The sequence below is a fragment of the Bradyrhizobium sp. KZN70725 genome, assembly GCF_055264925.1.
Window position 1 is genome coordinate 197662 of the sequence record NZ_JBUYWT010000004.1, and the last position, 20492, is coordinate 218153.

Genomic DNA, 20492 nt, shown 5'->3' on the forward strand with positions numbered 1-20492 from the left:
TGTCATGCCCTGCTATTGCGAACGGCGCAGGGCGAGACGTGGCGTCGAGGTGCGAGACCAGAACAGCGGCGCGAAGGCGCCTGCCAGATATCCGATTTGCAGCGCTACGATCGCAGCGATCATGAGCAGCGCGGTTTCCGACCACGACAGGCGCCCGACTCCGATGGCGGCCAACAGCGCGAGTTCCGCGAGCGCCACCGGCGCCAGCACCAGACAGTGCTGGCGCAGCCCGAGAACGGCGCCGCCGATCAAATTGCCAAGGAAAACAAATAACATAATCAAACCCTGCGCCCGCATGGTATCGGGCCGGGCCTAAGCCGGGGTTAACCCGCGCGTCGCCAGCGGGCCGGCGCGGTGCTGGCCGAGCTCGATGGCCTGTGGTTTTGTTAGTCGATTAACATTCAGAACGGGCGCAGATCGCCGTAACTATAGGCAGCCCAATAATCGCGGCCGCCAAACGGTCCATAGGCGCCGTAGAGCGGCGCGCAGGAGTAGCGATCGGGACAGCCGTGCCAGCAAACCCGTTTCCACTGGCAGACGTCGCCATGACAATATTGCAGCCGCTGACAATTGCCGCTGACCCGTTGCACGGCGCGCGGGGCCGGGGAAACGCTTAGTTCTGCGGCGAAAACCCCGGAGCCGCCGAGGGCGCCTATCAGCGGCAAGGCGACCATTCCCAACGCGATCGCGGGTAGCTTCCTGCGGGCCATCGAACCCTCGGTTAACTCAAACCATCTCATTCACAGATAACGGGGAGATCGGACGAAAGCAAAGCCGGAGTGACGGCGCGCGGGGCTTTGTCTCACGGCGGTGCGCCGGTGTCGCCGAATTGCCTCACCTCGCTAACATTATTTATCAATTGCATCGCAATATATCGCGGAAACTTGTGATTGTGATAGTCGGCGTGTTACGGCACGGCCGGAGTATTTAGATGTCGCGTGCGATTTTCATTCGGGTGGTGTTATTGCTTGCGGCCGCCTGTTGGGTCAGCGGTTGCCATTACATGCCGACCAACGGTCCGACGAGCTCCGATGTCGTGGCCGGGCAGCGCGATCCTGAAAGCCTGCCCTATGCGATGGTCAAGATCACACCGCAGATCGAGAACGTGCTGGCGTCGTTCGCGCCGCAACTCGCCGGTGGCATCCAGGGCCCGCCGCCGAAGGACATCCGCTTCGGCATCGGCGACGTCGTCAGCGTCACGATCTTCGAGGCCGCCGCCGGCGGCCTGTTCATTCCGGTCGAGGCCGGCGTGCGTCCCGGCAACTACATCACGCTGCCGAACCAGAACGTCGATACCGACGGCAATATCTCGGTGCCCTATGCCGGCGCGATCCGCGCCAAGAACCGCACACCGACCGAAGTGCAGCGCTCGATCGTCGATGCGTTGAAGAATCGCGCGATCGAGCCGCAGGCCGTGGTCGCCCTGATCGAGCAGCGCACCTCGCTGATCTCCGTGCTCGGCGAGGTCAATTCGCCGAACCGCTTCCCCGCCAATGCCGCGGGTGAGCACGTGCTTGACGCGATCACGCGCGCCGGCGGCCCGAAAGGGCAGGGTTTTGACACATGGGTCATGCTCGAGCGCGACGGCAAACGTACTACGGTGCCGTTCGGCCAGCTGGTCTACGAGCCCAAGAGCAATATCTACGCCCATCCCGGCGACACCATTTATGTCTACCGCGAGCCGCAAACCTTCGTCGCCTTCGGCGCGTCGGGCGCGCAGGGCCAGTTCAATTTCGAGGCCTGGCGCATCTCGCTCGCCGAAGCCGTTGCCAAGGCGGGCGGCCTGAACGACTCCTCGGCCGATCCGGCCTCGGTGTTCGTCTATCGCGGCGAACTGCCGGAAGTGGCCGCCAAGCTTGGCGTCGACGTCAGCAAATATTCAGGGCCGATCATCCCGGTCGTCTACAACATCAATTTCCGCGATCCGGCCGGCTATTTCCTGGCCACGCGTTTCCAATTGCGCAACAAGGACGTGCTCTATGCGTCGAACGCGGCATCCGTCGAGGACGCCAAGGTGATGCAGCAGATCCGCCTCGTGACCGCAACGGCGAACGATCCGATCGTGGCCGCCTACAACGCAACCCTACTTCGTAATTCGATCAAGCTTGCGCCCTGATATTTGGGCGTGAGCCGGTACGGCCGGCTTCATGACACGTTTGCGATTAGCTTCCGGCTCAAGCGAGGCGACGGCATTGCCGTGGCCGGTGCGCTGGTCATCGTGGCTGTTCTGCGCCGTCGTCGCTTTGGCGCCGCTGCCGCTCGGCTCGGTCGGTACGGTTGCGCCCGCGATCTGGTCGATCCTGCTCGGGATTGCACTGCTCGGGGTGTTACCGATGCGCCTGCGCGGCAGTCAGCTCATGATCCTCGCCGTGACGGCGTTGTTGACGGCGCTTGCCATGCTGGTGCTGCACGAGCAGTCGGTCGTCCGGCCCTGGTCGGGTGCGGCGCCGAACGCGTTGTGGGCGCAGGCCGGCAGATTGCTGCCTGCCGAGCTGCCGCCGGCCGTGTCGATCGCGCGCGGTCAGCCGTTCTATTCGATCGGCGTCGGAATCGTTTGCCTGCTCAGCTTCGCCATCGGCGTCGTGCTCGGTGCCAACCGCAGACTGGCGCGGGGGCTGTTGCGGGCGGTGGCCGCGGCGGGGCTGGTCTATGCGATCTGCGGCATCATCACTTTCGTGATCGATCCCACCCGGATCTACCTGCTGCACGAGAAGCAGGCGCACCTGGCGTGGCTGACATCTCCCTTCGTCAATCGCAACACTGCCGGCATCTATTACGGTTGCTGTGCGCTGATCTGGCTGTTGTTCGGCTGCGAGCTGATCGAGCGGCATTGGCCGCCGCGCCGTGCCGGCCTGTCACGGCTGCTCGCGCGCCTCGATATGCCGGCGCGGCGCCGGCTCGCCGGCCATGCGTTCGGCTGGCTCGCTTGCCTGCTGGCGATGTTTCTGACCGGCTCGCGCGGCGGCGTCGGGGTCTCGCTGCTCGCCGCGGTCGCGGCTGTCGCGATCTTTTTTCGCAACCGGGTGCCGCGCCGCTGCGGCATGGCGCGCGCTTCAGCACGATGGGCCTGTCCGATGAGGGACGGTTCTCGACCTATCGCGCAACGTTGCGGATGATCTGGGATCACCCGTGGCTCGGCGATGGTTTCGGGACCTTCGAATGGGTTTATCCGGCCTATCGCACCGACGACATCTCGCTGCGCGGGACTTGGAACCGGGCACACAACAGCTGGCTCGAACTGGCGTCCGACGGCGGAATGTTAATGGCCGGCGCCGCCATGATCGCGCTGCTCGCGGCGTTCGTCGTGCTCGCGCATGGCGTGCGGACCCGTCGCCGCGACGTGATCGTGCCGCTCGCGGCGCTCTGCGCGTCGGTCGCCGGCGCACTCCATTCGATGATCGATTTCTCGCTCCAGATCACCGGCTATGCCGTTGTTATCGCGGCCTTGCTCGGGGCAGGCCTGTCGCAATCCTTCCGCTCCGGCCGGGGCGCCGGCGGTGGCGGCTCCGACCGTGACGCCAGTGTTACGGTCGGGCTGCCGGTTAACGCTGATTTCGCGCGCCACGGCCCGGCCGCGGCCGGCGCGGCTATTTAATTGGCGCGATAACTCTGACTATGCTAACGAACTGTTAGTATTCGTTAGGGAGATAGCTGTGTTCACATTTGAGCGATCCGGCGGCTTTTCCGCCCCGCGCCTCGCGACGTTGGTGGTGATGTTGGTGCTCGCGACACCCGGTGGCGCGGCGCTGGCGGAGACACCTGGCGGGCTTATCCAGCTGTCCCAGGCGGTCACCAATTTCAAGGCCAATCCCGAGCAGTTGCTGACCCAGTATCCGAATGCAGGCGTGGAGTTGACCTCGCGGGCGCGCGACTTCGCCCTCAACGATCCGACATCGCTCGATCCGCTGATTGCGCTGCTCGCCAAGGCAAGCAAGGACCAGAAGACGGCGATCGCTGCCGGCCTCGCCCAGGCCGCGCGCATCGTGGTGCGCAGCAACCAGCCCTACGCGACGCGCATCCAGCAGGCGATTGCCGACACCAAGGATCTCGACACCGTGATGGCGTTTGCTGCTGCATCGGGTGACAGCGGCACCGCGGCGACCGGCGCCGGCGGCGCGGGCAGCGCCGGCGCATCCGGCGGCCAGACCAGCGCGCTGGGCGCCAGCGGCGCCGGCGGCGGCACGCTAGAGGCCATCGACGGCAACAGCGTGAACACCGGCATCTTCAGCTTCACCTCGTCGGTCAGCAGTTCGGGCAGCACGACGACCGGTACGGCCACGGGCACCACACTCATTTCAACAGTTACCCCCTGAGCGGACGTCCGATCGCCAATGGAGAACTTTCTGCAGCAACGCGCTTCGGTGTCGGCGGCGGGACGCTTCCCAGGATCATTGGAGGGCGCGAGGGCAGGATCGATCCTGCCGGCGCGACGATAGGACGAGATGCTTCAGCGCAACCAGATTTCGCCGTCTGTCGATCTGAGAAATCGTCCGGCTGAATTGCCGTCGCTGGCGGAAACCTTCGACGCCTTCGTCACCTATCTGCTCCGGCAATACTGGGTCATCCTCGGGACCGCCGCGATCTGCCTGTTCAGCGGCATCTGCTACCTGGCGACGGCGGCGCCGAGCTATACGGCGCTTGCCACGATGATCATCGACACGCGCAAATTCCAGGCCTTCCAGCAGCAATCGCCGGTGAGCGAGGCCCCGGTCGATTCCGCCGCGGTCGAGAGCCAGGTCGAAATCCTGAAGTCGGAGAATGTGGCGCTCGCGGTGATCCGCGACCTCAAGCTCAACGAGGATCCGGAATTCGTCGGCTCCAGGGCCGGCGCGGTAGGAGCCGTGCTCGATTTCGTGTCCGGCCTGCTCGCCGGCGGGGCGCCGCCCACCGAATTCGACCGGACCCGGCGCGCGGTCCGCACGTTCCAGAAGCAGCTCGACGTCCGCCGCCGCGGCATGACCTATGTGATCGAGGTCAGCTTCCGCTCGCTCGATCCCGAGCGCGCGGCGCAGATCGCGAACGCCGTCGCCGACGCCTATATCGTCGATCAGCTCGATTCCAAATATCAGGCGACGCGCCGCGCCAGTGTCTGGCTGCAGGACCGCATCCAGGAGCTGCGCACGCAGGCATCCAACGCCGAGCGCGCGGTGCTCGACTACAAGAAGACCAACAACATCGTCACCTCCAGCGGCAAGCTGCTCAACGAGCAGCAGCTCGGCGAGCTCAACACCCAGCTGCTCCAGGTGAAGTCGCAGGTCACCGACGCCAAGGCCAAGCTCGACCGCATCGAGGCGGTGGTGAAGGGAGGCGTCCCCGATGCGACGGTGGCCGATACCCTGAACAACCAGGTCATCACCAAGCTGCGCTCGCAATATCTCGAGCTTGCCAACCGCGAGGCCGACTGGTCGTCGCGCTACGGCTACAATCACCTGGCCGCCGTCAACCTGCGCAACCAGATGCGCGAGATCCAGTCGTCGATCATCGATGAACTGAAGCGGCTCGCCGAAAGCTACAAGAGCGACTATGCGATCGCCCAGCAGCGCCAGAACGAGATCGAGCGCGCCGTGAACGACTCGGTATCGCAGTCGCAGTCGACCAACCAGGCGCAGGTCACGCTGCGCGAGCTCGAGAGCTCGGCGCAGACCTATCGCTCGCTCTACGACAATTTCCTGCAGCGCTACATGGAAAACGTGCAGCAGCAGTCGTTCCCGGTCAGCGAGGCGCGGGTGATCACCCGCGCTTCGCGTCCGCTCAGCAAGAGCCATCCGCAGACCTTGGTCGTGCTCGCGCTCTCGGCGCTCGGCGGCCTGATCGCCGGGCTCGGGCTCGGCGTGTTGCGCGACCTCTATGACCGGGTGTTCCGCACCGCTGAAATGGTCGAGACGATCCTCGAGGCCGACTGCGTCGCCATCGTTCCCCGCGTCTCGCCGGGCCAGATCAAGGCGCCGGTCGCCAGTCGTCCCAATCTGCCGATCGGTCCGCGCACGATCCGGCGCGGCGACGAGCCGGTGCTGTGGGCGGCGATCGATTCGCCGTTCTCGCGGTTCTCGGAAGCGATCCGCTCGATCAAGGTCAATGCCGACCTCAACGTCACCAAGCCGTCGAAGATCCTCGGGCTGACCTCGGCGCTGCCCAACGAGGGCAAGTCGACGCTGGCCTTCGTGTTTGCGCAACTAGTTGCCCAGAGCGGGGCCCGCGTGCTCCTGATCGATTGCGATCTGCGCAATCCATCGCTCAGCCGCAAGGTCGCCGCGACTGCCGAGCGCGGCATCCTCGACGTGCTGTCGAACAATGCGACCTTGCAGGACACGCTCTGGCGCGATCCCGAGACCGGCCTCGCCTTCCTGCCTGGCGCCACGCGATCGCGCATCGCCCATTCGCACGAAGTGCTGGCCTCCGACCAGATGAGGGATTTCATCGACGGGGCCCGCAGCCATTATGACTACGTGATCGTCGATTTCCCGCCGCTCACGCCGGTGGTCGATGTCCGCATCACCGCGCACTTCGTCGATTCCTTCGTCTTCATCGTGGAATGGGGCAAGACCCAGGTGCAGGTGGTCGAGCGTGCGCTGCGCAGTGCGCGAGCGGTCAACGAGAACCTGCTCGGCGTCGTGCTCAACAAGGCCGATATCGCCGCGATGAGCCGCTATAGCGGCTATGGCGGCAAGAACTACTATTACAACTCGCACTATGGGCGATATGGCTACACCGAGTGAGACGCACGGCGGGTTGCCCGGGCGCGCAGCCGCCTGGCTTGCGCGCGGCTTGCTGGCCGCGGTCGCGTGCTCGTCCGTCGCCTGGGGCACGACCACCTTGCCGGACTTTGTCGACCAGACCCGACTCGACGGCGCAAAGGACCTGATCCTTCGCAACGTACCGGTCAGCGACGCCGAGCTCGACAAACTCGGTCTGCTGCTGTCGCGCGCCGTGGCGGAGAAGGATTGCATGCCGGCCATCGATCGCAGCGCGGCGGTGATCCGGCTGCGGCTCGCCGAGAACGCGCTCGCATCCGGCGAGCAGGTCGACGCCCGGATGGGCGAGCTTGACGAAGCTGTCCGCAAATCGCTCGGCTGCGCGCCGGCCGATCCCTATCTCTGGCTCGTGCTGTTCTGGCTTCGCAATATACGGCAGGGCTTGAGCGACGCCAATTTCGACCTGCTGCGGATGTCGTACCGGCTCGGACCCAACGAGGGCTGGATCGTGGTCAAGCGCAGCGCGATGGCGCTCGCAATGTTCGACGCGCTGCCGCCTGACCTTTCTTCCGACGTGATTGCCGAGTTCGCGCGTCTCGTGAAGACCGAACTGTACACCGAGGCAATCGATCTCCTGAAGGGACCGGGCTGGGCGCACCGCGACAAGTTGCTCGCTGGCCTCGCAGCTGTCCCGCAACGTAACGTCGATATCCTGACCCGCACCATGGCTGACATCGGGTACGATCTCGACCGCCGCTCGCCGGCGGAGCGGCGCAATTGGGAGCACAAATCGAACGACCGCCTCGACGAGCTTGCCCGAATGCCGCCGGAGGCGAGCGCTAGGCCATGACGATGGAATTTTGCATCGGACAGCACAACGCGCATTATGAGGGCGTCTATTCGGCGCAGGAGCGCGACTGGCGCCGCGTCTGCGCGGTCGACAAGGCCGACCATATCGCCGGCTTGCTTGGCGCAGCCGTCGCGAAGGTCGGCAATGTGCTCGAGGTCGGCTGCGGCACCGGCGCCGTGCTGGCGCGGCTGTCGGCGATCGGCGTTGGCCGCGACTTCACCGGCATCGACGTGATCGATCCCGCGACCAATCTGGAGATCGACGGCGCCGCTTCGGCTCCGTTCCGCTGGTCCAGCTATGACGGCGTGACGATCCCGTTCGCCGACGGATCGTTCGACCTCGTCTATGCCAGCCACGTCCTGGAGCACGTGCCCGAACCGCGCGCATTCCTGCACGAGCTCGCCCGGGTCGCGCGGACCTTTGTCTATGTCGAGGTGCCGTGCGAGCTGCACGCGCGGACCAATCGCCGGGCGTTGCAATCGACGCTCGACATCGGCCATATCAATTTCTACACGCCCGACACGTTCCGCCTGGTGCTGGAGACGGCCGGGCTCCGCGTCACCGGCTTCGGCACCTATGATCACAGCCTGCCGGTTCATGCGTTCCATTCGTCGCGGGTGAAGGGGCTCGCCAAAAGCATTGTGCGGAAGTCGCTGTTGTCGGTCGGCCCGGCGTTCGCGACCAGGCTTGCGACCTATCATTGCGGGGCGCTCTGCCGGCGTGACGAGGCGCAGGCGCTGCCGCGGGACCGGTAAGCCATGGCGCCGCGCGTGGTCGTCTTCAACAACATGATCACACCCTACACCAACCGTCTCTACAACGAGCTGGCCAGCCGCGGGCTGGATCTCGCCGTGCTGTCCTGTACACAGCAGGAGGCCGATCGCTCCTGGGCCGGCTCGTTCACGACGCGCTACATCACGCGCACGGTGCCGGGTGTATCGATCCCGCTGTCGCGGTCGCGTCACACCCATGTCAATATCGGGGTCGGGCGCGCCTTGAATGCGCTCGCGCCCGACCTGCTGTTCGTGAACGGTCTTTATCCCTCGATGCTGGCGGGCGCGGCATGGGCGCGCGCCAACGGCAAGGCGCTCGCGCTGACGATCGACGGCTGGCGCGAGACGATGCCCAACACCGCCTATCACCGTCTGGCGCGACCCTGGCTGCTGCGCCAGTGCGACGCAGTGGTGTGTTGCAGCGACAAGGGCAGGGCGTATTTCCGCGGCGAAGGCGTTCGCGCCGACGATCTGTTCGTGGTGCCGTTGGTGCCGGCATGGGATCCGCCGGCGATTGTGCCGGCATTCGACGACCGTCCATTTCATCTGCTGTGGTGCGCCCGCCTCAATGACGACGCCAAGAACGCGATCTTCTTCGAGAACGTCGCGATCGCGCTTGGCCGGATCGTGCCCGGACTGAAGGTGCGCGTGGTCGGGTCGGGTGCAGCCGAGCGGCGCATGCTGGCGCGGCTCGGCGGTGCCGGCATCGATGTCAGCCACGACCGCTATCTGCCGTGGCAGGCGATATCGGACGCTTTTCTGCAGTCGCGGCTGTTGCTGCTGCCTTCACTGCTAGAACCGTGGGGCCTGGTGTGCAACGAGGCCCTGCAGTGCGGGGTTCCCTGCCTGGTATCGCCCCATGTCGGGGCAGGCGGCGAGTTGGTTTGCGACCGAGATAACGGCTATGTTTGCGCGCTCGATGAACAGGTTTGGGTCGACGCGGCGCGCAGCTTGCTCGAACATCCCGCGCGCTGGGAGGCGATGTCGCGGCAGGCGCGGCAGAGCGTGCGACGCGATGCGCTTGCCGACGCCGCGGCGCGTTTTGCGGCCGCGGTCGATCATCTCTTGAGGGCTCCGGCCCGGCAGGAGGCCGTGCAATGATTGGCAGATGGTGGCTGCGAACCGATGTCTTTCTGCACGCCTATCTGGTGATGGTGCTCGGCTGCATCTATTTCCTGTTCAATTTCATCGAGGGCATCTCGTTCGCGGAAAGGGCCGGGGAATCCACGCTGTTCCGCGGCGCCTGGCTGCTGCTCTACATCCTCCTGGTGCTGCACATTGCAATCGATCGGAAGCGCTTCGGCCTGCTGATGCTGCAGTCGCATCTCTATCTGACGTTCATCGCCTTCGCCCTGGTATCACTGGCGCTGAGCGCCGACCCCGCCGGCTCGTCGATCAAGTTCGCGATGTATCTGTTGACCACGATGTTCTCGGCGTGGGTCGTGATCAGCTGCCCGGTCGATCGTCTCGTCGATGCGCTGTTCCGGATCGGGATCGTGGTGCTGATCGTTCACGTCCTGCTGTTTCCGGTGATCGGCTCGCAATGGGATTACGACCCGCTGCATCGGCCGACGGTGCTCGGAACCCAGGCCTATGCCGGCGTGTTCGGTCACAAGAACCTCGCGGGCGCATTCTTCGGTCTCATGGTGCTGATCTGCTTCGTGCGCATGCTGGCAGGACCGCGCCGCCAGTTCGGCTGGACGCTGCTGCTGATGGGATTTCATCTTTTTGCGCTCGCCGCGGCCGGCGCCGCAGGTCCGCTGATCAGCATGTTGACGGCGCTTGCCGTGACCTTCGGGCTCGTGCTCGTGGTGCTCGGGCACAGGGGGGCTGCCTCGATCTATTGGCTTGGCCTCGCTCTTGTTGCGCTTGTCGTGTTCGCCCTGCCGAGCGACGAGTTGTACGGGCTGGTGGGCCGCAGCGGAAACCTGACCGGCCGCTCGTTCCTCTGGTCGGTCTGGCCGCACTTCTTCTGGCAGCACCCCTGGCTCGGCTACGGGTTTTCGGGATTCTTCAACGAACTGCCGAATTCGCCGGTGAACGAGCTGACGAGCATGGCGCCGTGGAATACCGAGTTCGGCTCGTTCGAGAATTCCTATCTTGACGCCTTTCTCCAGTTCGGCCTACTCGGCGGTGCGCTCTATATGCTGCTGCTGGCGCGCGCATTGTGGAACAGCATCGTCTTCGCGTTCGAGCGGAGAGGGATGTACTGCATGGCACCATTCGCGATGCTGCTGTTCGTCGTGATCGCGTCGGCCAATGACTCCAGCCAGCTGCTGCACAATTATTTCGGCTGCGTGCTGGTGTTCTGGTGCTATTTCGGCCCGGAGGCCAGGCTGCAGATGGCGCCGCGGCGGACATTCAACAGATTGCGGGTGAGTGAGGCGTGAGTGCGTTGACCAACAGGCTGGACCGGGCGGCGGCTCAGACCCGGGTCGCCGGTGCCATGAGCGGATTGCTTCGCCGGCTGCGGCATGCCGGGGGCAATGTCGCGCTTGGCCTGATCGATCAGGCGCTGCTGAGCGGGTCTGCCTTCGTGCTGACGATCGTGCTCGCCAACGTGCTCGACATCAATTCATTCGGCAGGTTCAGCGTCGCCTGGGCATTCTCGATCCTGATCGAGGCGGTGTTTCTGCGCGGCCTGTTCGACGACGGGCTGCCGGCGACCGCGCATCGCATCCCGAAGTCGCTATGGCCGCAGCTGCGGCTCGGCCTCTATCTGTCGTCGCTGCTCGTCTCGGGTGCGCTCGGCCTGCTGCTGGTGGGTGCGGGGCTTGTGATCGCAGCCGTCGGCGGGGACGCCGGCGGGCTCGTGATCGCAACCGGGCTCGCGATCCCGGCGGTTCGGCTGCAGAGCATGTTCCGCCGGATCTGCTATCTCGACGGGCGACTGCCGCGCGCGCTGGCGTCCTCGCTGACCTATTGCGTGGCGCTGGTCGTCTCGGCCGGGCTGATGATCGCGCTCAAGCTCGCCGGCGCCGCCGCGGCGATGGCGTGTATCGCGATCTCGGCCGCGCTCGCCGGCAGCCTGCTGCTGGCCCACACCCGCGAGCTGGCCTGGCCGCAAGCCAGAATCTTCCGCGGCTCGCTGCGGCGGCTGTTTCGGAACGGGCGCTGGTTCGTCGCGACCTCGCTCACCTACTGGATCGGCAGCATCGGGCTGATCCCGGTCTGCGGCTTCCTGATCGGGCTGGACGCGAGCGCGTCGCTGCGAATCCTGCTGTTGGTGTTCGCACCGCTCAGCCAATTTTGCGCGACGATGTTCTCGGTTCGCCTGCCGGAAATCGCGGCCGAACTGCGCGCCGGCCGGCGCAGCGCGGTCGCCGCTGCCGCGCGCGAAAATGCCCTGTTGCTCGGATCGATCGCCGCGGCCTATGGGGCGGCGGTCGTGCTGCTCGGCCAGCGCATTCTGGCGCTTGTCATCCACGGACAGAGCTATGAGATCGGTACCGGCAGCCTCGCCTTGATGGGCGCTGCGATGGCGCTCGACGCGGTGTGGCTCGGCCTCGCTCTGCCGCTGTTTGCGACCGGCAAGCCGCAGCGGTTCATGCTGAGCCGGATTGCCGGCCTCGTCGCGCTGTGCTGCGTCCTGCCGTTCGCAGCCGAGGCCTGGCAGGTGATGGGCGCGGTTGCGGCGATGGTGGCCTCCAGCGCGGCGTCGGTGATCACGGTTGTGCTGACCAATTCGGCGCGGGAGCGGACATGACCGACGACGCGCGCGGCGGCTCGCTCGAAAAGCTGCATATCGGCGCCTTCAATTGCGGCATCGACGGCTGGATCAATACCGACATCACGATGCACCTGTGGATCGCGCGGGTGCCGTTCGCGGCGAAAGCGCTACATCTCGCCGGCATGCTGAGCGATGCCCGCTATGCCGAGCATCGCCAAGGCAAGTTTGCCGGACTGCGCCACATGAACCTGACCAAGCCGCTGCCGTTCGCGGATCGCAGCCTCTCGGCGGTGTTCAGCGCGCACGTCTTCGAGCACCTGTTTCCCGACGAGGTCGAGCGGCTGGCGCGCGAGATCGCGCGGGTGCTGGCGCCTGGCGGGGTATGTCGCATCGTCGTCCCCGACATGGAGCGGATCGTCGCGCTCTACGATCCGGCGGCGCCGCTGGCTTTCCTCAAAGGCGTTTTCGAGATCGATCGCCGCAAGGAGGCCGCCTTCGCGCATCACTGGGGCTTTACCCGCGCCTCGCTCGCCGCGCTATTCCGCAACGCCGGCTGTTCGGAAACCTACACCCGTGCCTATCGCGAGGGGGTCTGTCCCGACATCGACCGGCTCGACAACCGGCCGGACGAGTCGATCTTCTTCGAGGCCATCAAGTGAGCGCGACAGGAAAATCGATGCATCGTAGCGTGAGGGATCGCGCATGCCGTGCTAGACCGGACCGACCGGTAGCAGGAGACTGACCTTGCTGGGTGCGATTCAAGCCCGATTTTCCAATGCAGCGCGCCAGCGGCGCGGCGAATTCCTCGTTCGCACCGTGAACCTGCCGCTTGATGCGAAAATCCTCGATCTTGGCGGCGGCACCGGCCGCCACATTCGCGCGATCCTGCCGCGCCATACCGACATCACGGTCTGCGACATATCTGCCGATGATTTGAAGGCCGCGCGCGAGCGCTTTGGATTCAAGACGGTCCTGCTCCGGGAGACCGAGCGCCTGCCGTTCGACGATCAGGCGTTCGACTTCTGCTTCTGCTCGTCGGTGATCGAACATGTCACCGGGCCGAAGCAGGATGTCGTGACGATCGAGGACGAAGCGGCGTTTCAGAGCATCGCGCGCGCGCATCAGAGCCGTTTTGCGGGCGAGATCTCGCGGGTCGCAAAGTCCTTCTACGTGCAGACGCCGTACCGGTACTTTCCGATCGAAAGCCATACCTGGCTGCCGGGCATCATCGTCTTGCTGCCGAGGCGGCTGCAGATCGCGCTGATCGAGCGATTCAATCGCTTCTGGTTCAAGCGCACCGCGCCCGACTGGCATCTGTTCGACTGGCGCGAGATGACCGAAACGTTTCCGGACGCGAAGATCTATCGCGAACGCTATCTCGGCATGACCAAATCGCTGATGGCGATCAAGGCCTGAGGCAGCTATCCGCCTGCCACGTCAATCGTCGCGCCGGGCCAGGATGTTGATCAGCGTGCCCACTGCGGGCTGGCGATCGAGCGCCGGCGGCAGCGGGGAGCCGGCAAAGCTGCTCCCCAGCATCGTGAGGCCATGTTGCCGAAGCAGACCCTGCATGGCCGCCGGCGAGGTGTCGAATTTGGAGAACGCGAGATAGCGAAACAGCGGCCGCGCCGATACGCGTGAAGAGGCCGCATGCGCGAGCTTGTAGCTCCGGCGCAGCAGCGATCCGCGGTTTGGGATCGAGAGCAGCAACAGCCCGCCGGGCATGAGCACGCGATGCATCTCGGCGAGGCACTGCGCCACGTCGGGAATATATTCCAGCACGCTCGCGCACAGCGCGCCGTCGAAGGATCTATCGGGAAACGGCAGGCTTGCGATGGTCGGAATCTGCTGGAATGTGAGCCGTTCGGCGAGCGTGCCGTCGGCGCCGCGGCCGCGAGCCGCCGCAATCATCTCCGATGAGGCGTCGACGCCGGTGACGTCGCAGCCGCGCCCGGCGAGCAGGCGGGACAGCGTTCCAGTGCCGCAACCGGCGTCGAGCCAGCGCTGCCCATTGAGGTCTGCGTTCCCGAGCAGGCCGAACATCGCGGCCGTCCGCGCCCTGAAGGTGCGGCTCTGATGCAGCGTCTCCCACCCCGACGAAATCTCGTCGTGAAAGCGGATTTCGGGTCGCTCGCGGGTCCGGCCCATGGTGGCCATGATATTCCCTACCAGTGGAAGCCGCTCACTTTGGCGCGCACCTGCTCGGGCAATCCGATCTCCGACAGTTCGAGCACGACCTGGTCGGGACGGGTCGCCGTCAGCGCCGCAACGAAGCGCGGATCCGCCGTCGTCAGCACGATAATGTCGGCCCACTCGATGGTTGCCGTCACGTCGTCGTTCAACAGGCCGACCAGCTCCGGATTGCGCATCAGGAATTCCCGGTTGGCGCCGATCAGTTGCGACAGCTGCACATTGGGGTCGTAGATCCGGATGTCGCGCCGTTCGCCGCGCAGGCTCTTCACCAGCCTCACGAACGGACTGTCTCGGACGTCGTCGGTGCCGGCCTTGAAGCTGATGCCGAGGAACGCGATGCGGCGGCCCTCATGCGACAGGATCCAGTCGGCGCCGCGCGACATGATCATATCATTGCTCGGCAGGATGCTCTCGAGCACCGGCGTCGACAGTCCGCGGCTGTGCGCAAGGTGTTTCAGCGCCTTGACGTCCTTGGGCAGGCAGGAGCCGCCGAACGCAAAGCCTGGCCGCAAATAGGCCGGCGAGATGTTGAGCCTTGTGTCCTGCATGAAGATGTTCATGACGTCGCGCCCGTCGATGCCGAGCGTCTTCGCGATCGTGCCGATCTCGTTGGCAAAGCTGACCTTGAGCGCATGCCAGCTGTTGTCGACATATTTCACCAGTTCCGCGGTCTCGACCGGCGGCGTGATCTTGGCGCCCGGCAGGTCCTTGTAGAGCGCCATGACGCGGTCGGCGGTTTCCTGATTGAAAGCGCCGACCACGGTCTTGGACGGCGCGTTGAAATCCGCAATCGCGCTGCCCTCGCGCAGGAACTCGGGATTGAACGCAAGGTCGAAATCGCGTCCGATCCTGTTGCCGGAGGCTTCCTCGATCAGCGGCCCGACGGTGCCGCGGGTGGTGCCAGGCAGCACGGTGGAGCGGATCGTCACGGTGTGCGGCGCGTTCTTGGCGCGCAGTCCGCGGCCGATCTCGATCGCGACCTGTCGGATCGCGGTCAGGTCGAGGTTGCCGTTGCCGGACGAGGGTGTGCCGACGCAGACCATCGATATGTCGCTGTTGACGATCGCTTCGGTGGCGTCGGTGGTCGCGGTCAGCTGACCGGTTGCCACCGCGCGCGCCACCTTGTCCGAGATGCCCGGCTCGACGACCGGCGACCTGCCTCCGCGGATCAGGTCGACCTTCGCAACGCTCTTGTCGACGCCGATGATCTGGTGGCCGAGCTCGGTGAAGCAGGCGGCGCACACCGTTCCGACATAGCCGAGGCCGAAAATGCTGACGTTCATGCTTCGACCTTCAACAATCTAGGACGTGCGTGTGGCCGCAGCCGCGTCGCGTTTGACGTGAGTGAGGCGGCTGCGCGTTCAAGACGATGCCCGTCCGGAGGCTGCGTTCGCGCTGGAAGGTTGCGAGGTCGGCCGCTCGGCGGGTGCATGCGCGCGCGGTGCGGGGACCTTTCTGGCGAACAACGCCTCATAGGCCGCGAGCAGCTTCGGCTCCTCATGTGTCCACGAGAGCGCGCGCTCGACGCGATTGCGGCCAAACGCCCCCATCGTCTGTCGCAACGACGGATCGTCGATCAACGTGATGATCTTGCTGGCAAAATCCTTTGGATCGTTCTTCGCGGAATAGAGCGAGGCGTCGAGCGCCGAGCGGCGGCCTTCGCGAACGTCGAACTGAACGATCGGCCGTCCGAGCGCCATGTATTCCATGATCTTGTTCATGGTGGAGATGTCGTTCATCGGCGTGACGCGGTCCGGATTGACGCAGACGTCAGCGGTCGAGAGCATCGTGAACAGCGCGTCATCCGCGATGGCGCCGGTGAAGTTCACGTAGTCGGAGAGCTGCATCTCCTCGCAGAGCTTGACCACGGCATTCCACTCTGGCCCGGTGCCAGCGATGTTGAACTGGATGTCGGTGCGGCCGAGATCGTGCACGATGTGGCCGATCGACTGCAGCAGAAGATCGATGCCTTCCGATTGGCCGATCACGCCGACATAGCCGACGCTGTAGCGCCGGCCACGGCGCCAGGCCGGATCGGCCGGCCGCGAGCGCACCCGGTCGAGGTTGGGGCCGGATCGCACCACGAAAACCCGGCTGGCCGGCATACCGCCGCGCGTGATCGCGATCTCGCGATAGGATTCGTTGGTCGCGATCGAGATGCTCGCCGTCTTGAAGGTGAGATATTCGACCAGCCGCAGCAGCTGCCAGAAGAAGTCCCTGCGGCCGAATTTCGCCTCGTAGAGCTCGGGATTGACGTCGTGATGATCGAACACGAAGCGCTTGCCGCCGAGTTTGAACAACAGGCCGATCAGGAAGATCAGGTCGGGCGGATTGCAGCCCTGGATCACGTCGAAGCCGTGCTTCCACGCCACCTTGATCGCGAGCAGCGTTTCCCAGAACAGCGCGACCGGATATTCGATCAGGTAGGCGGCGATCCCGCGCGCTTCCACCGGCATCGGATGGCGATAAATGTGAATGTCCTCGAGGCATTCGTAGGATTCGTTATGACCCCGCCCCTTCGGGCAGATCACAGAAACTTCATAGCCCGCCTTGCGCAGCGACGTTGCTTCGCACCACACCCTGCGATCGAAAGGAACCGGAAGGTTCTCGACGATGAACAGGATCCGCCGCGGTGATGGTTCAGCTCTCGACATCTGAGATGATCTATACCATTGACCTAACAACATCACAATCCGACTAACATCGGCATTAACATGCGCGGCTTCCACTATGCAATCCCGGCACCGATGTGACGGCGACGAGACAGGGACATGGCAGGCAGAGTGAGGGATTGGGGCCAACGGGCATTGATTGCGCTGGTTTTGAGCGCGGTGCTGCCGCTGGCCTACAAATGGCCGCTGCAGTGGAATGGTTCGACGTCAAGCGATGCGCTGAGTGCGAGCCGCGTGAATGCGGTGATCCCGCCGGCGCTGTTCGGCATGACGATCAACGAAATCGGGCAGTCGCAGCCAAAGTCGCAGCCCTGGCCGGAGCTCAAATTCGACGGCGTTCGGCTATGGGGCGCGATCTACTGGGCACAGATCAACCCGGCGCCCGGCATCTACAATTGGGCGCGCTTCGATGCCATCCTGGCGGCGGCCGAGCGAGAACACGTCGAGATCGTTCTCAATCTCGCCTATACGCCGCGCTGGGCCGCGTCGGTGAAGGATGCGCCGCCGGCGTTCACGCCCGGTGCAAGCTCACCGCCGGCCGATCTCGCGTCATGGGACGACTGGGTGCGCGCGGCCGTGGCGCGCGCCGCCGGCCGCATCAAATACTGGGAAATCTGGAACGAGCCCGAGGATCCCAAATATTACTCGGGCGATATCGCGACCATGGTCCAGCTGCAGAAGCGGGCCTACGAGATCATTAAAGCTAGCGATCCCACCTTGACCGTGCTGACACCGCCGTCCAACGGCACGCCGGACGGATATCGCTGGCAACAGGCCTTCATGGCGCAAGGCGGCGGACAATATGCCGATGTGTTCGCCTTTCACGGCTATACGAGCGAACCCGAGGCGGTGATTGGAATCATTGCGCGCTTCAGGAAAATTTTTGCCGCGCACGACCTGTCCGCGAGGCCGATCTGGGACACCGAGGCCGGCTGGTCGTCCTATGAGGACAATCCGGACGGGTGTCTGGCGCGCGCCTACATCCTGAAATGGATCAGCGGCGTCGACCGGTTCTATTGGTACGAGTTTGCCGGAGGCGGCAGCGACTTTGGAAAATTATGGGACCCGGCGCGCGGGCTGCTTCCGAGCGGAATTGCCTACCGCACGATCCAGTCCTGGTTGGTCGGTGCAAGCGTCGTGGCGGCAGGCAGGACGTCGCCGTCGACCTGGCGCGTCGAGCTTCGCATGCCGGATGGCCGCAACGGCTTGATCCTCTGGACCACCAAAGGCCGGTCCGTTTATCGGGTCGACCCGCGCTTCAGCCTTTACCAGGGCCTCGACGGCGGCGAAGGGCCTGTCGCCAACGGCGAGGTCGAGATCTCGCCAAAACCGGTCCTGTTGCTGGAATGATAACAATGTTAAGTCTCCGGCAATGAGACAATTATGACGATGATCCTGGCTTCATTGCGGGCGGCAGGCGCGATACAAGGAGCGCTGTTAACTTGAGGCGATTGACCGACCGTGAAGCAGATCGCGCAGAACTATAAGAGCGGCGAGCTCAAGCTGATCGATGTGCCGGCGCCGCGCTGCCGCCCCGGCGGGGTTTTGGTGCGCACGGCGTTCTCGGCGGTGTCGACCGGCACCGAGATGATGAAGTTCACCGAAGGCCGCCTGTCGCTGCTCGGCAAGGCGCGCGCGCGACCCGACCAGGTGGCCAAGGTGGTGAGCTCGGTCCGTCAGCAGGGGTTGCTTGCGACCTATCAGAAGGTGATGAACCGCCTCGATTCCTACACGCCGCTCGGCTACTCGCTGTCGGGCACCGTCGTGGAAGTGGGCGAGGGCGTCGGCGGCTTCTCGGTCGGACAGCGTGTCTGCTGCGGCGGCAATCAATATGCAACCCACGCCGAATATAATTGGGTGCCGGTGAACCTCTGCGTGCCGCTGCCGGACAGCGCTGCGCTGGACCAGGCCGCATTCACCACGATCGCCTCGATCGCGCTGCAGGCGATGCGCCAGTCGGAGATCCGTTTCGGCGAGACCGCCTGCGTGATCGGCCTTGGCCTGATCGGCCAGATCATGGTGCGGCTGCTGCGCAGCGCCGGTGTCGTGGTCGTCGGGCTCGACAGGCTGGAGGCGCGATGCCGGCAGGCGGAGGCTGCTGGCGCCGCGGTCTGTGCCGTCGCATCGGATGATGCCGCGGCCGAATTCCGCGCCCGGATCGACCAGCTGACCGCAGGCAACGGCGTCGATTGCGTGTTCATCACCGCAGGCAGCGACGATCCCGATCTCGCGTCGCGTTCGGCGGCGCTGCTGCGCGACCGCGGCCGCATTGTCGATATCGGCAAATGCACGCTGAACCTGCCGTGGAGCGAATTCTACGACAAGGAGCTCGACGTGCGCTTCTCGCGCTCCTACGGCCCCGGCCGCTACGATCCGCTCTATGAGGAGGGCGGCATCGACTATCCGATCGGTCATGTGCGCTGGACCGAGAAGCGCAATATGGAGGCGATCGTCGCGCTGCTCGCCGACGGGCGGCTCGATTTTTCCTCGCTGATATCCGAAACGGTGCCGCTGGAGCAGGCGACGTCGGCGTTCGAGCGCATGAGCCGTGGCGAGGTCGGTCTCGGCATGGTGTTCGCCTATCCGGACGCCGCTCCCCGCGCGATGCAGATGACCTATCGTCCGGCGGTTGCCCTGCGCAGCGGCCGGGTGCGGCTCGGCGTCATCGGCGCCGGCAATTATGCCTCCAGCATGCTGTTGCCGCAGCTTGCGAGCAACCAGCGCGTCGATCTCGTCGAGGTCGCCACCAATACCGGCCTGAGCGGCGCCACGGCGGTCCGCAAGTTCGGCTTCGCGCGTGCCTCGACGGATGCGGCCTCGGTGCTCGGCGCCGACGACATCGATGCCGTGCTGATCGCAACGCGCCATGCCTCCCATGCCGACCTCGCGACGCAGGCGCTGCGCGCCGGCAAGGCGGTGTTTGTCGAGAAGCCCTTGGCGATCGATACAAGCTCGCTCGATCGATTGGAGCAGGTGATCCGGGAAACCGGCAACAGCCGGCTGATGGTCGGCTTCAACCGCCGCTTTTCGCCGCTGCTGCAGGGCATGCGCGCGGCGTTCGCGCAGGCAGGACCGCAGACCCTGCAATATCGCGTCATCGCCGGGCCGCTGGAGAAATCGTCCTGGTATCTGCAGGCCGATAGCGAAGGCAGCCGCTTCGTCGGCGAGGGCGGCCATTTCATCGACGTGTTGTGCTGGTGGCTCGGCGCCGAGCCGGTGCGTGTCTCCGCGAGCACGGCGGGCAAGGATGTCGACAATCTCGTCGCCACCTTCGATTTTGCCGACGGTTCGGTCGCGAGTCTCAGCTATCTCACCGGCGGCGATCCGCGGGTGCCGAAGGAAGCGCTCGAGATATCGGCAAGCACGGGTTTTGCCGCCTTCGACAATTTCTCGGGCTTCGAGGTCTGGCACGCCGGACAGCGCACGGCGAAGACGGCGCGGCTCGACAAGGGCCAGCGGCCGATGCTGGATGCCTTCATCGCCGCGGTCGCATCGGGAGCCGCGATGCCGATTGCGCTCGACGGGCTGCTGGCGACCACGCGCGCAACGCTTGCCGTGCAGGAAAGCGCGGCCGCCGGGATGCCGATCGATCTGACGGCCGGCGCGGCAGAACAGGGCGTCGCGCGCGCCTCGACGGCGTGA

The 20492-nt window shown here is 65.1% G+C and carries 19 protein-coding genes; 14 read left to right on the forward strand and 5 right to left on the reverse strand.

The window, feature by feature from the left end; all coding sequences use genetic code 11:
- Nucleotides 1-12: 12 nt before the first annotated feature.
- Both ACZBJS_RS05800 and ACZBJS_RS05805 read right to left on the reverse strand, forming a co-directional pair.
- The gene (locus tag ACZBJS_RS05800) at nt 13-297 is read right to left on the reverse strand and encodes a hypothetical protein (RefSeq protein WP_463438499.1); all 285 of its coding nucleotides are present in this window, start codon (nt 295-297) and stop codon (nt 13-15) included.
- A 104-nt stretch (nt 298-401) separates the two neighbouring features.
- The gene (locus tag ACZBJS_RS05805) at nt 402-710 is read right to left on the reverse strand and encodes a hypothetical protein (protein ID WP_143271189.1); all 309 of its coding nucleotides are present in this window, start codon (nt 708-710) and stop codon (nt 402-404) included.
- Between the two features lie 221 nt (nt 711-931).
- On the opposite strand from ACZBJS_RS05805, the gene ACZBJS_RS05810 reads away from it, so the two are divergent.
- The 12 genes from ACZBJS_RS05810 (at nt 932) to ACZBJS_RS05865 (ending at nt 13401) form a co-directional block, all read left to right on the forward strand.
- Nucleotides 932-2116: a polysaccharide biosynthesis/export family protein gene (locus ACZBJS_RS05810; protein ID WP_463438500.1), complete on the forward strand. Its 1185-nt coding sequence runs from the start codon at nt 932-934 to the stop codon at nt 2114-2116.
- A 31-nt stretch (nt 2117-2147) separates the two neighbouring features.
- Entirely contained in the window at nt 2148-3116 is a 969-nt protein-coding gene (locus ACZBJS_RS05815; RefSeq protein WP_463438501.1) for a hypothetical protein, read from the forward strand.
- Nucleotides 3113-3595 carry an O-antigen ligase family protein gene (locus ACZBJS_RS05820; protein WP_463438547.1) on the forward strand — a complete coding sequence of 161 codons (483 nt, stop codon included), beginning with the start codon at nt 3113-3115 and terminating at the stop codon, nt 3593-3595. Before ACZBJS_RS05815 ends, ACZBJS_RS05820 begins: the two co-directional genes overlap by 4 nt.
- A 58-nt stretch (nt 3596-3653) precedes the next feature.
- The gene (locus ACZBJS_RS05825; protein ID WP_463438502.1) at nt 3654-4313 is read left to right on the forward strand and encodes a hypothetical protein; all 660 of its coding nucleotides are present in this window, start codon (nt 3654-3656) and stop codon (nt 4311-4313) included.
- A gap of 129 nt (nt 4314-4442) precedes the next feature.
- Nucleotides 4443-6716, forward strand: coding sequence for a polysaccharide biosynthesis tyrosine autokinase (locus ACZBJS_RS05830; protein ID WP_463438503.1), 2274 nt, complete (start codon nt 4443-4445; stop codon nt 6714-6716).
- On the forward strand, nt 6700-7542 hold the full coding sequence (locus ACZBJS_RS05835) for a hypothetical protein (protein ID WP_463438504.1): 843 nt from the start codon (nt 6700-6702) through the stop codon (nt 7540-7542). The genes ACZBJS_RS05830 and ACZBJS_RS05835 overlap by 17 nt, the downstream gene beginning before the upstream one ends.
- Complete coding sequence (locus ACZBJS_RS05840) at nt 7539-8297, forward strand: class I SAM-dependent methyltransferase (RefSeq protein ID WP_463438505.1); 759 nt, start codon at nt 7539-7541, stop codon at nt 8295-8297. The genes ACZBJS_RS05835 and ACZBJS_RS05840 overlap by 4 nt, the downstream gene beginning before the upstream one ends.
- A 3-nt stretch (nt 8298-8300) precedes the next feature.
- Nucleotides 8301-9416: a glycosyltransferase family 4 protein gene (locus ACZBJS_RS05845; protein WP_168856477.1), complete on the forward strand. Its 1116-nt coding sequence runs from the start codon at nt 8301-8303 to the stop codon at nt 9414-9416.
- On the forward strand, nt 9413-10705 hold the full coding sequence (locus ACZBJS_RS05850; protein ID WP_463438506.1) for an O-antigen ligase family protein: 1293 nt from the start codon (nt 9413-9415) through the stop codon (nt 10703-10705). Before ACZBJS_RS05845 ends, ACZBJS_RS05850 begins: the two co-directional genes overlap by 4 nt.
- On the forward strand, nt 10702-12021 hold the full coding sequence (locus ACZBJS_RS05855; protein WP_076833229.1) for an MATE family efflux transporter: 1320 nt from the start codon (nt 10702-10704) through the stop codon (nt 12019-12021). The genes ACZBJS_RS05850 and ACZBJS_RS05855 overlap by 4 nt, the downstream gene beginning before the upstream one ends.
- Complete coding sequence (locus ACZBJS_RS05860; RefSeq protein WP_057020219.1) at nt 12018-12644, forward strand: class I SAM-dependent methyltransferase; 627 nt, start codon at nt 12018-12020, stop codon at nt 12642-12644. Before ACZBJS_RS05855 ends, ACZBJS_RS05860 begins: the two co-directional genes overlap by 4 nt.
- An 85-nt stretch (nt 12645-12729) precedes the next feature.
- Nucleotides 12730-13401 (forward strand): class I SAM-dependent methyltransferase, encoded by a 672-nt coding sequence (locus tag ACZBJS_RS05865; protein ID WP_463438507.1) that lies wholly within the window; start codon nt 12730-12732, stop codon nt 13399-13401.
- Nucleotides 13402-13422: 21 nt separating this feature from the next.
- On the opposite strand, the gene ACZBJS_RS05870 is transcribed toward ACZBJS_RS05865, so the two are convergent.
- The 3 genes from ACZBJS_RS05870 to ACZBJS_RS05880 all read right to left on the reverse strand — a co-directional run bounded on the left by ACZBJS_RS05870 (nt 13423) and on the right by ACZBJS_RS05880 (nt 16832).
- Complete coding sequence (locus ACZBJS_RS05870; RefSeq protein ID WP_463438508.1) at nt 13423-14142, reverse strand: class I SAM-dependent methyltransferase; 720 nt, start codon at nt 14140-14142, stop codon at nt 13423-13425.
- A gap of 8 nt (nt 14143-14150) precedes the next feature.
- Complete coding sequence (locus ACZBJS_RS05875; protein ID WP_018270697.1) at nt 14151-15461, reverse strand: nucleotide sugar dehydrogenase; 1311 nt, start codon at nt 15459-15461, stop codon at nt 14151-14153.
- A gap of 78 nt (nt 15462-15539) precedes the next feature.
- Nucleotides 15540-16832, reverse strand: coding sequence for a glycosyltransferase family 4 protein (locus ACZBJS_RS05880; RefSeq protein ID WP_463438509.1), 1293 nt, complete (start codon nt 16830-16832; stop codon nt 15540-15542).
- Nucleotides 16833-16949: 117 nt separating this feature from the next.
- Here ACZBJS_RS05880 and ACZBJS_RS05885 point away from each other — a divergent pair, with 117 nt between their 5' ends.
- Together ACZBJS_RS05885 and ACZBJS_RS05890 are read left to right on the forward strand one after the other, a co-directional pair.
- Nucleotides 16950-18200 carry a glycosyl hydrolase gene (locus tag ACZBJS_RS05885; protein WP_463438510.1) on the forward strand — a complete coding sequence of 417 codons (1251 nt, stop codon included), beginning with the start codon at nt 16950-16952 and terminating at the stop codon, nt 18198-18200.
- A 111-nt stretch (nt 18201-18311) separates the two neighbouring features.
- Complete coding sequence (locus tag ACZBJS_RS05890; protein ID WP_463438511.1) at nt 18312-20492, forward strand: bi-domain-containing oxidoreductase; 2181 nt, start codon at nt 18312-18314, stop codon at nt 20490-20492.

Bases quoted from the DNA above. Each gene is read 5' to 3' on its own strand.
- ACZBJS_RS05800 (WP_463438499.1), bottom strand. From the start codon at position 297: ATGCGGGCGCAGGGTTTGATTATGTTATTTGTTTTCCTTGGCAATTTG.
- ACZBJS_RS05805 (WP_143271189.1), bottom strand. From the start codon at position 710: ATGGCCCGCAGGAAGCTACCCGCGATCGCGTTGGGAATGGTCGCCTTG.
- ACZBJS_RS05810 (WP_463438500.1), top strand. From the start codon at position 932: ATGTCGCGTGCGATTTTCATTCGGGTGGTGTTATTGCTTGCGGCCGCC.
- ACZBJS_RS05815 (WP_463438501.1), top strand. From the start codon at position 2,148: ATGACACGTTTGCGATTAGCTTCCGGCTCAAGCGAGGCGACGGCATTG.
- ACZBJS_RS05820 (WP_463438547.1), top strand. From the start codon at position 3,113: ATGATCTGGGATCACCCGTGGCTCGGCGATGGTTTCGGGACCTTCGAA.
- ACZBJS_RS05830 (WP_463438503.1), top strand. From the start codon at position 4,443: ATGCTTCAGCGCAACCAGATTTCGCCGTCTGTCGATCTGAGAAATCGT.
- ACZBJS_RS05835 (WP_463438504.1), top strand. From the start codon at position 6,700: ATGGCTACACCGAGTGAGACGCACGGCGGGTTGCCCGGGCGCGCAGCC.
- ACZBJS_RS05840 (WP_463438505.1), top strand. From the start codon at position 7,539: ATGACGATGGAATTTTGCATCGGACAGCACAACGCGCATTATGAGGGC.
- ACZBJS_RS05845 (WP_168856477.1), top strand. From the start codon at position 8,301: ATGGCGCCGCGCGTGGTCGTCTTCAACAACATGATCACACCCTACACC.
- ACZBJS_RS05850 (WP_463438506.1), top strand. From the start codon at position 9,413: ATGATTGGCAGATGGTGGCTGCGAACCGATGTCTTTCTGCACGCCTAT.
- ACZBJS_RS05860 (WP_057020219.1), top strand. From the start codon at position 12,018: ATGACCGACGACGCGCGCGGCGGCTCGCTCGAAAAGCTGCATATCGGC.
- ACZBJS_RS05870 (WP_463438508.1), bottom strand. From the start codon at position 14,142: ATGGCCACCATGGGCCGGACCCGCGAGCGACCCGAAATCCGCTTTCAC.
- ACZBJS_RS05875 (WP_018270697.1), bottom strand. From the start codon at position 15,461: ATGAACGTCAGCATTTTCGGCCTCGGCTATGTCGGAACGGTGTGCGCC.
- ACZBJS_RS05880 (WP_463438509.1), bottom strand. From the start codon at position 16,832: ATGTCGAGAGCTGAACCATCACCGCGGCGGATCCTGTTCATCGTCGAG.
- ACZBJS_RS05885 (WP_463438510.1), top strand. From the start codon at position 16,950: ATGGCAGGCAGAGTGAGGGATTGGGGCCAACGGGCATTGATTGCGCTG.